The 16,729-nt window shown below is 68.4% G+C and carries 9 protein-coding genes; 4 read left to right on the top strand and 5 right to left on the bottom strand.

What is annotated here, in order from left to right:
• Nucleotides 1-38 precede the first annotated feature (38 nt).
• On the bottom strand, nucleotides 39-869 hold the full coding sequence (locus tag JHW41_RS15980) for a thioesterase family protein (protein ID WP_250443381.1): 831 nt from the start codon (nucleotides 867-869) through the stop codon (nucleotides 39-41).
• Between JHW41_RS15980 and JHW41_RS15975 the strand changes: the two genes are divergently transcribed.
• The 3 genes from JHW41_RS15975 (at nucleotide 835) to JHW41_RS15965 (ending at nucleotide 7,211) form a co-directional block, all read left to right on the top strand.
• Nucleotides 835-1,869, top strand: a complete 1,035-nt coding sequence (locus JHW41_RS15975; RefSeq protein ID WP_250443379.1) for an alpha/beta fold hydrolase — start codon at nucleotides 835-837, stop codon at nucleotides 1,867-1,869. The two genes, JHW41_RS15980 and JHW41_RS15975, sit on opposite strands and share 35 nt — an antisense overlap.
• A gap of 412 nt (nucleotides 1,870-2,281) precedes the next feature.
• On the top strand, nucleotides 2,282-6,028 hold the full coding sequence (locus JHW41_RS15970; protein ID WP_250443377.1) for a non-ribosomal peptide synthetase: 3,747 nt from the start codon (nucleotides 2,282-2,284) through the stop codon (nucleotides 6,026-6,028).
• A 106-nt stretch (nucleotides 6,029-6,134) separates the two neighbouring features.
• Nucleotides 6,135-7,211 carry a flavin-containing monooxygenase gene (locus tag JHW41_RS15965; RefSeq protein ID WP_250443374.1) on the top strand — a complete coding sequence of 359 codons (1,077 nt, stop codon included), beginning with the start codon at nucleotides 6,135-6,137 and terminating at the stop codon, nucleotides 7,209-7,211.
• A gap of 21 nt (nucleotides 7,212-7,232) precedes the next feature.
• Here the strand turns inward: JHW41_RS15965 and JHW41_RS15960 are convergent, their stop codons facing one another.
• From JHW41_RS15960 to JHW41_RS15945, 4 genes are all read right to left on the bottom strand, one after another.
• A complete protein-coding gene (locus JHW41_RS15960) occupies nucleotides 7,233-8,411 on the bottom strand; it encodes an acyl-CoA dehydrogenase family protein (protein WP_250443371.1) in 1,179 nt (392 codons plus the stop codon).
• A gap of 8 nt (nucleotides 8,412-8,419) precedes the next feature.
• Nucleotides 8,420-10,108, bottom strand: coding sequence for a fatty acyl-AMP ligase (locus JHW41_RS15955; RefSeq protein WP_250443368.1), 1,689 nt, complete (start codon nucleotides 10,106-10,108; stop codon nucleotides 8,420-8,422).
• A gap of 75 nt (nucleotides 10,109-10,183) precedes the next feature.
• Complete coding sequence (locus JHW41_RS15950) at nucleotides 10,184-10,480, bottom strand: acyl carrier protein (protein ID WP_250443365.1); 297 nt, start codon at nucleotides 10,478-10,480, stop codon at nucleotides 10,184-10,186.
• Between the two features lie 536 nt (nucleotides 10,481-11,016).
• Nucleotides 11,017-15,336, bottom strand: a complete 4,320-nt coding sequence (locus JHW41_RS15945; RefSeq protein WP_250443363.1) for an AAA domain-containing protein — start codon at nucleotides 15,334-15,336, stop codon at nucleotides 11,017-11,019.
• 689 nt (nucleotides 15,337-16,025) lie between these two features.
• On the opposite strand from JHW41_RS15945, the gene JHW41_RS15940 reads away from it, so the two are divergent.
• Complete coding sequence (locus JHW41_RS15940) at nucleotides 16,026-16,646, top strand: hypothetical protein (RefSeq protein WP_057947098.1); 621 nt, start codon at nucleotides 16,026-16,028, stop codon at nucleotides 16,644-16,646.
• Nucleotides 16,647-16,729: the final 83 nt, after the last annotated feature.

Raw genomic sequence — 16,729 nt, 5'->3', positions numbered from 1 at the left:
CCGCAAGCGATCATTCGCAGTCGCGGCTCGCGCCGCTCCTACAGGGAGCGGCCCGGCTGCACGGCCACCGGCCGCACCGTCAGACACTGGCTGACCGTCCCGACCAAGCCCCGCTCGTCGTGGACCCAGCTATGGGTCAGCCCGATCCCATCGGGCCCGAAGCTCACCGAGGTATCGAACCCGATCCACGCGCCGACCGGCGCGCGCAACAGATGCGCGGTGAGATCGAGATTGGGAAACACCGCCCGCTCCGGCGCGACCCGCGGCGTCGCGCCGTTGGCGATGTCGACCAAGCCCAGCAAGCGCGCCGTCGGGCTGACGGTTTCGCCCTTCAGCAAGGCGATATCGGTATCGACCCAGAACACGCCGCGTCCCGGCGCCTGCTCGCGCCGGCGCGCGCGCACGCTGCGCACGAAACCGCCCGGCCACACGCTGCCGAAGTCCCACGGCGGCAGTTGCTCGGGCGCAGGAAGCGGCGGTTCCGGCGTACCGGCCAAGGCGGCGGTGTCGGTGCGGGCCAACAGCCACGCGTGCAGCACGACCGCGGTGCGTCCGCCGTGCACGATGCGCGCTTCCACCCGTTCGATGGTCCGGCCGGGCCGGATCACCTCCAGTTCGACCTCGAAAGGCGCCATCGGCAGCACGCCGTGAATGTCGAAGCACAGCCGGCCGAGAGCGAGGCCGTCGTCGCGGCGCTGGTCGCGGTGCCGCTCGATCAGATGCGTCAGCAAGCCGAACGCCGGCGCGATGTGCTGCTCGCACGGGTTCCAGCCGCCGCCCACGTGGGCGCTGGGCGCGAAACGCAGCCCGCCGAGCGGTTCGAAGTACCAGGGTGTGTCGTCGTCGTGCGGGCGGTCTGCGGCGCTCATGGGGATGCTCAGGACTGAAACGAAAGCGTGCGCCCCGCGGCCGGCCTCGGACGTGGAGCGGTCTATACTCGGCCCGGATCATCGCATCGGGGCATCGGCTATGCGAACCGCCATCGATGGCTTTCCCGCGCTGCGCGCGTGGCGGGATGCCGGCGAATTCATCGTCGTGCGCGGCCGGCGCATCTATTGCCGCCGCGCCGGAGCGGGGCCGCGGCTGTTGCTGATTCATGGCTTTCCGACCAGCAGCCTGGATTGGGCGCCGATCTGGCCGTTGCTGGCTTCGCGCTTCGAGGTGCTGGCCTTCGATCTGCTGGGTCTGGGCTTTTCCGACAAACCTCGCGGCCACGACTACTGCGTGCGCGAGCAGGCGGACCTGGCCGAAGCGGTCGCGCGGCATTACGGCTGGGATGCCGCTTTCGTGTTGGCCCACGATTACGGCGATACGGTCGCGCAGGAACTGCTCGCCCGCAACGGCGAGGACGCCGCGCTGCGCATCCTTCGCCTGTGCCTGCTCAACGGCGGGCTGTTCCCGGAAACCCATCGCGCGCGCGCGATCCAGCGATTGCTCGCGTCGCCGCTCGGCCCCGCCTTGGTCGGGCTGATGAGCCGCCGCGGTTTCGGCCGCAGTCTCAAGGCCTTGTTCTCGCCGACGCGGATGCTCAGCGAGGCCGCGGTCGATGAGTACTGGGCCTTGCTGCGGCACGACGGCGGCCTCGACGCGGTGCCGTCGCTGCTGGGTTACATGGCCGAGCGCCGACAGCAACGTTCGCGCTGGGTCGGCGCGCTGCAAACGGCCGACGCGTCCCTGCGCTTGATCTGCGGCGCGGTCGATCCCGTCAGCGGGCTGCATATGGCCGAGCGTTACCGGCAACTCGTCGCGCGCGCGGACGTCGTCGTGCTGGACGACGTCGGTCACTTCCCGCAGCTCGAAGATCCGCAACGGGTGTTCGCCGCGGCCGCCGGCTTTTTTCTCGACGACGGCGCGCCGGCCGGCGGGTGATGCGCTGCGGCATTCTGCGCCAGGGCCCGCACCGGCTTGGGCGATGGATCGGGCCTGGATAGCGTCCCCGGATCGTTCTCGCCGACAGGCCGTCGATGGATTCATCGCCGACCGGTCGCGGCCGGTTTTTCCGTCTCTGACAAAGCCGGCTGCGCCAGTCGCAGGGCGCAAGACGAAAAAATGTAATTAAGCGTCATTCTGAGCAGCAGCCTGCTTTTCCGGGCGTGTCGTAAGGGTTTTCAACGAATTTAGAGTTCGGTTGACGCCCTGGAAACACCACTGTAGTGTCCGGCCGATGGATGAAATGGGTATAGGGTAAGGAGAACCCGTGCTAGTGAGTGCGCCCTCGAACGACGCGACCGTCGCAGTGCCGGACACCAGTGCCGGACATGCCGACTTCCCGCTGACGGACATGCAACGCCTGCTCGTCGTGAGCGCTTCCGACGGCATGGAATACGCGTTGCATCCGCACCTCTACTTCGAGGTGGAACGCCCCGGTCTCGATATCGATCGCTTCGTGTCCGCGATCGCGCGCGTGATCGAACGCCATCGGCGCAACATCGTCGCGGTGACGCCGGAACTGCGCTTGCGCCAGGTCGATGAAGTCGCGCCGCCTCGCGTACCGGTCTGGGACCTGCGCGGGCTGTCCGAACTGGCGACGACGCAGGGGCTGATGCAAGTCCGGCACCGGATGTCGAACCAGCCGCTGCCGATGGATCGCTGGCCGTGGCTCGACTTCCAGCTGACCCGATACGGCGACGGCGACGTGCGCCTGCACGTCAACTTCAGCAACCTGTTTCTCGATCAATCTTCCGGGCTGCGCCTGCTGTCGGAGATCGAGCAGTACTACGCGAACCCGAATCTCGAACTGCCCGCCGATCGCGTGGGAATCGCGGAGGTTTCGCTAGCCTTGGCGCAGCGGCACGAGGCCGCCGATCGCGCGCGCGCCTATTGGGCCGAACGCGTGGCGACGCTGCCCGCGCCGCCCGACCTGCCGATCGCGCGCATCCACGGAAACCCGGGCTTGAACCGGCGCCGTCTGGTGGTCGACGCAGCGACCTGGAACGCCTTCACCGCCGGCGCCGGCGCGCACGGCATGAGCCCGACGACGGCGTTGCTCGCGGTGTACGGCGAGATCGTCGCGCGGTTCAGCGGCTCGCGCCATTTCATCCTCAACCAGATGATCACGCGCCGCCTGCTGCGGCGGATTCCGGGCGCCGAGTCGGTGCTGGGCAATCTCGGCGCGATCTATCCGCTCGAATTCGATTGGCGCGGCTCGGCGTCGCTGCAGGAACGCGCGCGCCGCCTGCAGGCGACGATCATCGGCGATCTCGGACGCACCGATTGGTCGGGCGTCGATGTGCTCGAAGCCTTGAACGCCCGCCACCGCTCGCAAGGCCGGGCCGCGTGTCCGTTCGTGGTCTCTTCGGGCCTGGCGGGCGGCGAGCAAGAGGAATTCGGCTACAGCAAGCTCGCGACGCCGCAGGTGCTGCTCGATCACCAGTTCTTCGCGCTGCGCGGCGGCCGCGTCGAAATCCTCTGGGACGTGGTGGAAGCCGCGTTCCCCGCCGGTTTCATCGATGCGTTCTGCGATGCGCACGAAGCGCTGATACGCACTCTGGCCGCTAACCCGGACGGGTGGGTCGCGACGACGACGCTGGTGGCCCCGACGCCCGCCGCGAAAGCCTGTCCCACCCGGCCGTTGTATCCGGGGTGCCTGTCGGACGGGCTGAAGGTCGCGGCGTCCGTCGCGCCCGAGCGCACGGCGGTGGTGTGCGGCGACGACGCGCTGAGCTACGGCCAACTGGCCGCGGCCGCCGAATCGTTGGCGAAGCGGTTGTGCGCGCGCGGCGTTCGTCCCGGCGACCGCGTCGCCATCGTCCTCGCCAAGGGCGTCGCGCAGACGACCGCGGTCTACGCAGCGCTGCTGGCGGGCGCCGCGTACGTGCCGATCGATCCGGCGTGGCCGCCGCGGCGCATCGATCAACTGGTCGCCGACATCGGTGCGGCAGCCATCCTCGGTGCCGACGATGGCGAGCGTCACGGCGTGCCCGTCATCGGGGTTCGCGACGCCGCCGCCGCTTCCGCGGCCGCGGCCGTGGCCTGCGCGGGCGTCGACTTGCCCGCCGACCTCGATCCGTCCGCGCTGGCCTACGTCATCTACACCTCCGGATCGACCGGACAGCCCAAGGGCGTCGCGCTCGACCACCGCGGGCCGGTCAACACGATTCTCGACGTCAACGACGCGTTCGGCATCGTCGCGGAAGACGTGCTGTTCGGAGTGTCGTCGCTGTCGTTCGATCTGTCGGTCTACGACCTCTTCGGCGCGGCGATGGCGGGCGCGACGCTGGTCCTGCCCGATCCCGCCGACCACAGCCCGCACGCCTGGCTGGCGGCGATGCTCGAACGCCACGTCACGGTGTGGAATTCGGCGCCGCCGCTGATGCAGTTGTTGGTCGATGTCGCGCGCGCCGAAGGCGTGCAGCTGCCCGCGCTGCGCCTGGTGATGCTGTCCGGCGACTGGATCGCGCTGTCTCTGCCCGACGACATCAAGGCGATCGCGCCGAACGCGAAGGTGGTCAGCCTCGGCGGCGCGACGGAAGCATCCATCTGGTCGATCTTGCATCCCATCGAGGCGGTCGATCCGAAGTGGCGCAGCATCCCTTATGGACGGCCGATGGCGAACCAGCCGTGGTACGTGCTGGACGAGCAGGGCGATGAGACGCCGGCCTGGACCACCGGGCAGCTGCATATCGGCGGGATCGGCCTGGCGCAGGGCTATTGGGGCGATCCCGACAAGACCGCGGCCGCGTTCGTGGCGCGCCGCGCCACCGGCGAGCGGATCTATCGCACCGGCGATCTCGGCCGCCTGCTGCCCGACGGCAACATCGAGCTGATCGGGCGCATCGACGCGCAATGCAAGATCCAGGGGCATCGCGTCGAGCCCGGCGAAGTCGAGCACGTGCTGGCCGCCGATCCGCGGGTCAAGGATGCGGTCGTACTCGTGGCCGGCGAGGCCAAGCAGAAGCAGCTGCGCGCGTTCGTCGTTCTGCACGACGGAGCCTGCGGCGACGGCGAATCCATTCGCGCCGGCCTGGTGGACCGGCTGCCGAGCTATCTGGTTCCGGCGCACATCGCCGTCGTCGCCAGCCTGCCGGTCACCGCCAACGGAAAACTCGACCGCGCCGCGCTGCTCGCGCTCGCCGAACCGGCGGCCGATGTCGGCGTGGCCTACGTCGCGCCGCGCACCGAGCTGGAGCGCTCGATCGTCGCGATATGGAAAGAAGTGCTGGGCGTGGAGACCATCGGCGTCGACGACGATTTCTTCAGCCTCGGCGGGCAGTCGTTCACCGCGTTGCGCGCGGTCGCGGCGCTGCGTTCGCGGGCCAAGGTCAACGTTTCCCTCGGCGGGCTGATCGAGTCGCGCACGGTCGCGCGCCTGGCCAGCCTGGCCTCGGGGCAGCGGCTGTCCAACGCGCTGGTGCCGCTGCACGCCGCGGCCGGGCCGGCGTTGTTCATGGTGCATCCGGCCGGCGGATCGGTCGCGGCCTACCGCGACCTGGCGCGCGAACTCGACCGCGCCAGCTTCGGGCTCGCGGCGAGCGAACCGTTGCCGGCCACCATCGCGGCCTTGGCTCAGGGGTATGTGGCCGCAGTGCGCGCCGCGGCGTCCGGGCCGTACACGATCCTGGGATGGTCGTCGGGCGCGGTGATCGCGCTCGAGATGGTCGCGCAACTCGAAGCGGCCGGGGAGCGGGTGGCGCAGCTGGTCGTGTTCGACGCGCCCGCGCCGACCGACCCGCCCCCGGGCCCTGTCGACGAGGCGACCTTGCAGGACTGGTTCCGCGAAGACACGGCCGGCGCCGACCTGCTCGCCGCCGAACTGCATCATGTCTATCCGGTGTTCGCGCAGATCGTGAATGCGTGCCGCAGCTACTCGCCGCCCGTCGTGGCCGCGGACGTGGCGCTGATCCGCGCCCGCGACGGGCGGGTCAGCGAATACGCGGGGCATCCAGATGAAGCGGCGGCCGATTGGGGCTGGTCCGCGCGCACCCGCGGCACGGTCGCCACGCGCATCGTCGCGGGCACCCACCACAGTCTGTTCGGTGAGCAGCACCTCGCCGAGGTGGTGGCCGCGCTTCGGGAGCTCGTTCGATGAGCCGCCTGCGCTGCGCTCGGCGCTCGCACCCCCGCGTATCCGCGCCGCTGTCCGCGCCAACGCTATCCGCGCCGGCGCTCGTACGCGCCGGCGTCGTGGAGTGACCATGCCAAGTTCGAATCCCTCCGCCGGCAGCGGCGACCTGCCCAGCGACATCGACGTCGTCGTGATCGGCGCGGGCCAGGCCGGCCTCGCCGTAGGACATACGCTCAAGCAAGCGGGCGTCGACTTCGTCATCCTCGACGCCGCCAGCGAACTCGGCGTTTCCTGGACGAATCGCTGGGACTCGTTGCGGCTGTTCACCTCCGCGCAGTTCTCCGGCCTGCCCGGGCTGCCGTTTCCCGGCGATCCGGATCGATACCCCGCCAAGGACGAAGTGCCGGACTACTTCCGAACCTACGCGGCGACGTTCGCGCTGCCGATCCATCTCGGCACGCCGGTGACTTCGGTCGGCCGCTCCGGCGACGGCTTCAGCGTGACCACGCCGGTCGGCCGCATCGCCGCGCGCCAGGTCGTCGCCGCGGTCGGCGCGTTCCAGACGCCGGCCGTTCCCGGGTTCTCGCAACGGCTGGCGCCGTCGGTGGCGCAACTGCATTCGCACGCCTACCGCAATCCCGGGCAGATTCCCGCCGGGCCGGTCGCCGTGGTCGGTTCGGCGAACTCGGGCCTGCAGATCGCGGCCGAACTGTCGGCCACCCACGAGGTCGTGGTCTGCAAGGGCCGCAGGCAGCCGCGCTTGCCGCAGCGGATCCTGGGCAAGGACGCGTTCTGGTGGCTGTCCAAATCCGGCATCCTGCGCCTGCCGACGAACACGCCGCTGGCGCGGCGATTGGCGATGCCCGATCCGATCGTCGACACGAAAAGCGGCGGACCCGCGCGTAGCGTCCGCTACGCGGCGCGCGCCGTCGACGCCGCGGGCACGCAGCTGGTCACCGCCGACGGCCAGCGGCTCGACGTATCGACCGTGCTATGGGCGACCGGCTACCGCAACGAGTGGCCGTGGCTGGACGCGGAACTGCTCGGCGCGGACGGACAGCCGCCGCACGACGCGGGCATCGGCGCGTCCGGATTGCATTTCGTCGGCCTGTACCGGATGCGCAACCGCGGCTCGGCGCTGCTCGGCTTCGTCGGCCGCGATGCGCAACGCGTCGGCGCGGCGGTCGCGCGACGCAGCAAGCGCTGAGCTTCGGCTCGGCCCAGCGGCTCAGCCCAGCGGCTCAGGCTGCCATTCGTTGACCATCTGGTCGTAGCTCGCGTAATCCGGTTCCAGGCCCGCGGCGACGATCTCCCACAGCATCTCGTCCGTGCCGCCGCCGATCCGCGCCATCTTCACGTCGCGCCACCAACGGCCGAGCGGCGATTCCGTCTCCAGCACGCCGGCGCTGCCGAAGATGTGCATGCACTCGGACATCACCTCGCAGCCCAGCCGAACCGCGGTGACTTTCGCGGCCGAGCACGAGCGTACGTTGAAGCCGGCGGCGTTGGCGATCAGGCCGTTCAAGGCCAAGCGCATCATGTCGACCCGCGCCTGCAGGTCGGCGATCCGCAGGCGCAAGGCCTGATGGTCGAACAGCGCGACGCCGAAGGTCTTGCGCCGCTTCATCCGCGCCACCGTCACGCCCAGCGCCAGATGGCAGGCGCCGAGAATCTGCGCCGCCATCGCGAAGCGTTCCTGGGCCAAGGCCCAGCTGAGCACGGCCAAGCCGGTGCCGGGGCGGGCGATCATCATCTCGGCCGGTACCCAGGTGTCGAAGAACACCGGCGCGGTGCTGATGCTGCGGGCGCCGACGGTGTCGAAGGCCTTGCCGACGCGAAGCTGCGAGGTCGGCACCAGGAACAGCGCGAGATCGTCGCGGCCCGCGTGGCTCTCGTCGATGCCGCGCAGCGCCAGCACGATGTGGTCGGCCACCGGCGAGGGCGACGCCATCTTCTTGTGGCCGCGCAGGCGATAGCCGCCTTCCTCGCGGACGGCCGTCGAGCTGAGCCCGAGCATGTCCGAGCCCGCGCCGGCCTCGGTCGCGGAGATGCACAGCACGGCCTGGCCCGCGATCGCCTGGTCGGCGACATCGCGCAGCGCTTGCGAACGGCCGAAGCGGCGCAGCATCGCGATCGCCGAGTCGTGCAGGGTCACCGCCGAGGCGATGCCGCCGGCGCCGAGCCGGCCGAACCGCTCGGACAGCGCCAACGTGTGTTCCAGCGCGGGCACCGGGCGCTCCTGCCACTTCGCCGCGAAGATGCCCTCGCGGCCGAGCAATTCGATGATGCCTCGGGGGAACAGGCCGGCCGCTTCGGCATCCTCGACCAGCCGGCGGGTCGACTCCCGCGCCAGGATCGCGTCGAGATGGTCCTTGAATGCGGCGATATCGGAAAACGCTGATTCCATCTGCAAGGTCATGGCGAGCCGACCGATTCCTGTTGTCGTTGACTGTTCGCGCCGTGAAGCATCGCCAGTTCGGTTTCGACGATGGCGATGGTGGCGGAGCGCTTCGGTTTTCCCGACGGCGTTTTCGGCAAGGTGCGCGGCGGGACCACCGAGACCAGCCGCGGGCTGACGCCGAAGGCCGCATACACCGCGTCCGAGACGTCGCTCTTGATCCGCGCGCTGGATTCGGTGTCGGCGCTGTCGCCGGCTTCGACCACGACCGCGAACTCTTCGCGTATTCCCGCGGCGGCGAGCGCGACCGCGATCGCGTTGCCCTGGCGCACGCCGTCGACGCGGCAGGCCGCGCGCTCGATATCGCCGGGGAAGATGTTGCGGCCCGCCACGATGATCATGTCCTTCAACCGGCCGCAGACGACGACCTCGCCGGTTTCGGTGACATAACCCATGTCGCCGGTGCTGAACCATCCGTCGTCGCCGAGCAGCGATCGCTTGCCGCTGGGCGTGAGGTAATAGCGCGAGACGGCATCGCCGCGGATCTTGAGTTCGCCGACCGTGCGGACCTTGGCGCTGTCGCCGTCGCCGACGCGGATTTCGATGCCAGGCACCGGCTTGCCCAGTTTGGCCAGACGGCGTGCGGCCTGATCCGCGCTGATCGCCGCATGCGACTCGCGTTCGATCGCCGCCTGGTCGACCGCGTCGAACTGCACGCCCGCGCCGGTCTCGGAGAACGAGATCGCGAGCGTGGCTTCCGCCATTCCGTACGCGGCGACGAAGGCGGTGGAATCGAGCCCGAACCGGGCGCCGGTTTCGAGCACCGCGGCGACGGTCGCGTGATCGACGGGTTCCGCGCCGCTGAGCGCGAAGCGCAGCGACGAGAGGTCGAACGCGCCGTCGGCCGCCGCGCGCAGGTAGCGCGCGAGCAGGGCGTAGGCGAAGTTCGGCCCCGCAGTCATGGTCCCGCGATATTTCGAGATCAACGACGGCCACAGCCGCGGCGAGCGCAGGAATTCGCCGGGCGCCGCGCACACCGCCTCCGCGCCGACCTGCATGGGCAGGACCAGGAACCCGATCATGCCCATGTCGTGGAACAGCGGCAGCCAGCTCACCAGCACATCGTCACGCGGATCGAGCTTGGACGCGCTGACCATCGCCGCCGCGTTCTCGTGCAGGTTCCGATGCGAGATCGCCACCGCCTTGGGCAGCCCGGTCGAGCCCGAGGTCAGTTGCAGGAAGGCGATGTCGTCCTCGCCGCACTCGAGCGGTTCGAGCGCCGCGCCTTCGGCCAGCGCGTCGGCGGATACGACGGGTGCGGCCTTGGCTTCGAACAGCGGCATCGTGCGTGCGAACACGTCGCCGACGACGACCAGCTTCGCGCCGATCATGTCCAGCACCGCGAAGGTGTCCTCGGCCCAGGCGTCGAGGTCCGCCCGCGGGCCGGGCTGATGCAGCATCGTCACCGACGCCCCGCGCATCCAGATGGCCTGGATGGTCGGCGCGATGCCGGCGGGCTCGCCCATCAGCACGCCGACCGCGTCGCCGGGATTCACGCCGGCCGCCGCGAGCGTGCCGGCCATGCGGCGCGCGATCCCGTGGATCTCCTGCCAGGTGCGTCGGACAGGCCGATGCGGCTCGCCCGTGACCAGGCCTTTGCCGGACGCGGGCGCGGCGACGAATACGTCGTGGGTGAATCGGCTCATGGTTCGATCGGTCCTTGATCTTCCGGTGTCGCGCGGCCGGCGACGGAGAATCTGCGTCCGTGCGACCGGAGGGCTTTATTGCGCGGGGACTGCGGACGCGGCGGGCAGCGCGGCGCCGGCGGCCGCGACGCGGTCGCGGGTCTGTTCGATGAGCCGGGCCACGTCGCCGACCGTCTTGCAGACGATGAGCTCTTCCTGGCGCAGCGTCACCCCCAGCTTTTCCTCGATCGACACCAGGCCGATGGCGAAAGCGATGGAGTCGAACCCCAATTCGCCGATCAACGAGGCGCCCGGATGGACACGGGCGGGGTCGATCGCGAGTTCGTCCCGGAACACTTCCACGAGGGTGTCGTAGGCGGTCGTTTCAGACATGAATCACTCCTTTGAATTCATACTTTGAGCGTAACACAGGTGTGAATCGCATCCAGCTTGCTACGTCGCGAGGCACAACGCGCTTTGTGCCGATTCTCAAAAATGGATCGGCGGCCACAGTTCGCTAAAAGCGAAATCGTTACGGGGCTCGCTGGACTCGGTGGATCGCGCATCGGCGCTCGCCCCGGGGCCGCAATAGCGGCGGCTGTCGTGGGAGGGCCTTCAGGCCCGACGCTTTCCGATCAGCGCAGCGCGATACAGCGACGCCGAGTACCAAAGCGGCCTCCGAGCGGCCACACGCACCGCGCCGCATCGCCCCGATCGATTACGGCAACCGCATTCCGCCAGCGACGCCTCGTCGTTCCAGCGATCGCCGGCATAGCGGCAACGCTTGCTGCTGCGGAAATGCCCACCACAGACGAAGAAACGCAAGAGGCCGGCGAGGGCGGCCTCGCGACATCGCTGAAGTTCGTCGCGCGCCCGGGCTGGACTCGACGATGCGCGGGCCGTCGGCCCGCGCGGGCGCGCCGCGCGCCTCAGCGCCAGCGACGCCGGCGCTTGGCGCCCGCCTCGCGCGAACTCCCGGACGCAGACTCGCTCTTGCAGGCAAGACACACGCGGCCATAGCCGCCAGCCCCGTCCTTCAGCGCCGGATCGAAGAACTCGGCCTGCTCCTTGATCTTGCCGCAGCGCGAGCAGGGCTTGAGCTCCTTGCTCGCCAATCCGGCCGCCTGCGACTGCACCTGGCTGACCGCTTCGGAGCGGTGCTCGCCCAAGGCGATCTCGACCAAGCGATCCAGCCGCTCGGACAATGTCGCGACGGCATCGTCGCCGAGGTTGAAGCGGTTGATGCGCAGGAAACGGTAGCCGTAGCTCTCCAGGGTCAGCTGGCGCTCCACGTCGGCCTCGTGCAGGTAACGCTCGTGGTTGCCGATGTGGATGTGCTTGCCTTTCTGGAAGTGATGCTCGAAGCCGTCGTACTCGATCACGATCTGGATCGGCCCCTTGGGCGACTGATACGTCACCAGGAAGTCCACGCGCCAGGCCGGATGCTGGTAGGTGGGATCGAGTTGCTTGAGGTAGGCGCCGACCTCGAACTGGGCGAACACGTCGATGTCGTCCAGATGCTGTTGATAGAACGGCGTCTGGTGCAGCCACTCCAGCACCCGGGCTTCCATCGGGCTGGACGGATCGACGTCCTGCGCATCGGGCAGGCGCGCGGCCCGGTCGAGCACATTGGCGTAATGGTGCAGCGCCTGACCGATAGCGCCGCGATACTCGCCCAGCGGCTTGGAGTGGACGAACCACACCATCTCCTGGGCGCGGCTGAAGCCGACGTTGAGGCGCTGCACCTTGAGCTTTTCCTCGACCGCCTGCTGCGCATCGGTCAGCTCGACCGGGAACACGTAGTTCAGCGCGTCGTGCTCGGCGGTGGCCACCATCGAATAGAAGATGATGTTGCGTTCCTCGCCCTGGCAGCTGTCGAAGGTCATGACCTTGAGCTTGAGCAGGCGTTCGAACTCCGCGCCGCGGGCGTGGCTGAAAAGCCGCTTGGACAGATAGGTCTGTTGCTCGCGGAACGGGGTGATGACGCCGACCGTCGGCGGGTCTTCTTCCTCGATCAGTTCCAGCAGCCGCTCCAGGATGAAATCCGCCTCGGCCTCGTTGGTGCCGCGCGTGGTCTTCTTGTCGGCGGTATCGACCCGGTCGAAACGGATGACTTCGTCGACCGGCACGCCGCGGATCTTGATGGCCTGCAACTGGTGGCCGTAGAAAGTCCCCGACGAATAGCCGATCAGTTCCTGATAGGAGCGGAAGTGCTTGCGCAGCATCACCGAGTACGACGCCGCGTGATTGCAGAACTCCAGGATCGAGCGCTTCACGTCGAACATCGACAGGCGCTGCAGGGCGTCGGCCGCGTCGCTGACGTTGGCGCGGAAGTAGTGGGTCAGCTCGCCGCGGTACTTCTCGTTCTGCTCGATGCTGGCGTTGGACGACTTGACGTTGGAGAACTGCTTGTCGTCGCCCAGCACCACCACCTTGCGCGCGCGCAGCAGCGCCGGCAGCGCCTGCGCCACCGACACCTGCGAGGCTTCGTCGATCACCACCACATCGAACAGGTCCGGCGCCAGCGGCATGAATTCGCCGAACTCGCGGATGCTGGCGATGATGACCGGAAAGCTCTCGCGCACCTGGCCGAACTTCTCTTCCGGGAACTTCTGCCGGCTGGAGATCACCCCCGCCAACGCGCGCGCATCGGAGCGGTAGTTGTCCATGAAGCTGATCAGCCGGCCGTCCACGTGCGAGTTCATGACCGAGGTGTTCAGCCGTTCCAGCTGGGTCTTGGTGCCCACGTAATCGATCTGCGGCGCCGCGGCGAACGCTTCGCGCGTGCGCAGCCAGCCGGCCAGGAAGCGGATCGCCAGCGGCCACAGGCGCGCATCGTCCTTCGGGCGTTCCAGTAAGGTGTCGAGAATGGCCGGGTCGATGCGGCGGAGCAGGGCGAAAGCCTGCGCCGCGCCGGCCGCGGCCGGGTCCACCGGCCGCGCCGTCGCCAGCCAGCGGTACGCCGCCGGGAACGCCTGCTCCTGGCCCTGCGCGGCCAGCTTCAGCCGCAGCGCGTTGCCGGCCGCGGCGACCGCCTGCAAGCGCGCGACCGAGGGCTTCAGCAGCAGCGGCTGCGACACCGGCAGCAGGTTGATCTGGCGCTCCAGCTCGCGCACGGCGCCGCCGCGGAACAGATAGCCGAACACCGGCATGCGCAGCTGTTGATAGGTCACCAGCACGCTGCCGAGCACCCGCAGTTGGTCGGCGTCCAACTGTTCGAAACACGCCCACGGCGTCGAGCCGGCGTCCTTGGCGAAGTCGGCCAGCGCCAGTTCCAGGTTCAAACGGTCCCAGAGCGTGGCCGCGGAGTGGTCGCGCTCGTCGAAGACCTCGACCAGATACGCTTCCAGACCCGGCAGTCCGGGCGCGAGCGCGTCTAGTTCGGCCTGCAGGCGCGCGTCCTTGCAGCGGCGCAGTTGCTCCAGCAGCGCCGGATGCAGCTGCGCCAGCTGGGCCTCGTCCTCGTGCATGGCCTGCACCGCCGCCAGCTCGATCGCGCCCAGCGCGGTCACCGTCTGCGCGATCTGCTGCTTCAGGTCCGCGGCCTTGGCCTGCCGCTCGGCTTCCAGGCGCGCCTGATTGGCCTTCATCGCCTTGGCGTACGCGCCGATCTGGCTGATGGTCTGGTTCGAGGTCAGTTTCTTGAAGTTCGCCGCCTGCTGGCCCAGGCGCAGCAGCGGATTCGGGAAGTCCGGATCGTGGCGCACCCGCGACATGGCTTCCGACAGCTTGTCGTAGACCACGTCCAGCGCCTCGGTCTTGTCCGACAGCACCAAGCACGAGCGGTGATTGAACGCGCAATCGGCGGCGATGGCGGTGATGGTGTGGCTCTTGCCGGTGCCCGGCGGCCCGGCCACGACAACGATCTTGCCCTCGGGGTGGCGCACCGCCAGCAGCACCTTGCGCTGTTCCTCGTTCAGCGGGATCGGCGAGTCGTAGACCACGCGCTCGACCATCGGCAGCGCGTCCCACTGCGCCTCGACCTCGGCGGCGATGGACTTCGGGTTCTCGCGCAGCACGCCGCCGACGATGCCCTCGAACAGATCGACCACGCTCGAGCCGCCCTTGTTGAGCGCGTCCAGGATCTCTTCGTAATCGTTGATGAGCGCCTCGTCCGCGCGCTCGAACGCCGCCAAGTACAGCGCGCTCGACAGCCCCACCTGGGCCGTGGCCGCATCCTGCGCGGAGGACGACAGTTCGATCTCGCCACCGAGGTCCATCGCATTGGCCACGCGGCGGAACAGCAGGCGCGCTTCCTCGTACACCGACTGTTCCGGCTTGAGGTAGGTGATGCGCTCGGGAATCGGCGACACCCAGGCGCGGTTGAGGCCGGCGGCCAATTCCTGCAACACGAAGTCGATCGCCTTGCGGTTCGCGTACAGGTGATTGACCAGCTTGAGCTTGTAGCCGGCGCCGCTGGGATCGCGCTGCACCTCGATCGGCAGGAAAAACAGCGGGTACTGCGTGCCCTTGAACTTCACCGCGCCGAGGTACAGGTACAACTGCAGGTTGTCGCTGGTGGCGACATAGGTTTCCAGATCGCGGAATTCCAGATAGGCATCGGCGGCGACGAAACCCTCGAAGAACGCGATCAAGGCCTGGCGCGTCCCCTCCAACGTCAGGAACTGCGGGATCGCCTCCAGCAGCGGCGCCGGCTCCTGCGTGGCCAGCAATCTGGCCAGTTGCTCGGGCAGTATCCGCGACAGGTCCGAACAGACCCGCTCGACCAGATCGCGCTCGGCCGCGTGCAGCGAATCCACCACCCAATAGGCCTGCGTGCGCAGCGGCCCGTCCAGATGCGCGATCAGCGGCCGGATGATGTGCTCGGACGCCTTGTCGGCCAAATGCTGCTGCACCCCCTCGACCCACAACTCCGGGTCCTGCACCGCGCTGGCGTACGTGCTGACCGCCAACGCGCCGACCTCATGCCCCACCACCTCGATGGCGGAGGCCGGAATCGCGTTGACCTGCTCCTCGATCACCTTGCGCAACACCGGGCTGATCGGCCGCACGTACTTGCGCGGCGCGATGTTCAGCGCCAGATCGTCCCCGCTGGGCCGGCTCAGCAGCGCCCACAGATCGCGATCCAGATTGGGGTAGGGCGAGGTGCGCAACCCCGAACGGAACCCGCTGTCCGACGTCAGCACGATCCGCCGGCGCGGCGCCTGCTGGCGCTTGAAATCCGAATCGAGAAAATCGCGGAAATACTGACTGACCCGCGAGGCGATCGGCCTCAGGTGGGATTTCAAGGCATCCATTGCATGCACCGCCGTTATGGAGCTAGCCGCCGTCATGAAGCCAGCCGCCGTTATGGAGCGAGCGGCCCACCAGCGGACGATCCCTGGCCATGCGCGCGGTCCCCGTTCTTGGGGGAAATGCTACCGCGATTTTCCGTATTGAGGCCTGACGCGGCGTGGCGTTGGGTCGCGCCCATGCACCCGCCGCGCCACTATCGGCCGCCCCCTGTAGGAGCGGCGCGAGCCGCGACCGCGGACTTAACCGTTCGCGCCGTCACGATCTGCCGAATCGACCGCCACCCGACCGCTCAGGAAACTACTGCTCGCAACGTGCGCTCAGCCGTCGGCTCCGATTGTCGTGGATAGTCCATAGTCAGCGTTTCCCTGATCGAAAGCCCTGCGCCGCATGCCAATGGACACACATCTGCCGAGAGCACTGCGATTTGAGCCGATGGTTCAAATAATCCCCCGGTTTCCTGCACGGGTATCCTTGATGCTGGAACTGGAGTTGCGCACTGTGGAATAGCGCCGTCGCCCATCCCCGCTGTTGCATTGATCAAAAAGATCGAATGGAAACTATCTTCTCTAGGCCGTTTCAGCGCTGGACCCGCCACGCAAGCCTTGGGTTGACTTGGCTCGCCCTGACCGCCTGTGCGCAACCACCTGCCCAAGCCTCATCGGACCAGCCCAAGGACGCCTCCATGACCGCGACGAGCCAAGTTCCCACCGGAGGCGACGCTGCGGCCGAAAAGGTCGCAGCGCAGTTCGACCGTATCGCCGCGCAATCGTCCGCCACGGGCGCGTCTGCGCCTACGCAGCCGGCGGCTGCCGCACCTGAGGGGCCGTCCTTGCAGCCCAACGAATGGATCGCGCGCATTTTTCAGCTTGTCGATGGCCTCAAGTCGCCGAGCGACTTGGAACCGGCCCAGGTCGCCAGAACCATTGGCCTGAGCCTGCACCTGGCCGGCAGCGAGCAAGCGGCCCGGGGAGCCTTGGGAGAGCAGGGCGCTTACGCGCTTTGGGTCAACACGCTTTACCGGGAGCGCCCAGGAAAATGGACGGCCGGGTTGTCCCAGGAGCCCCGCGCCGGCCAAGCGGGGTGCCTGTTCCCCCTCGAACGATTGCGCAACCACCTCAGCGACCACGGCTACAGCGCGAACGAGGGCGTGCGTCAGCGCGACGGCGGCGAACGCACCTTGTATCGTTCTGCGCCGACCGCCGACGGGATCGTTTTCGTGGTTTCGGCCCAGTTGGCGCCCGCAGGCGGAGAGTGCATACAGGAGATCCGGATCAACGCCAATACGCCTGAGGACGAGGCGTGAGCCAGTTGCGGTAAGAGATTCGTTTGATCAATCGTAGTTACCGTCCAAGGCGGTCAACGGCGTGCCAGTCGCGACGGATTGGT

Source organism: Lysobacter enzymogenes (assembly GCF_023617245.1).
Taxonomy (GTDB): Bacteria; Pseudomonadota; Gammaproteobacteria; order Xanthomonadales; family Xanthomonadaceae; genus Lysobacter; species Lysobacter yananisis.
The sequence above is the reverse complement of the archived record's forward strand: the minus strand, read 5'-3'. Positions and strand labels throughout refer to the sequence as shown.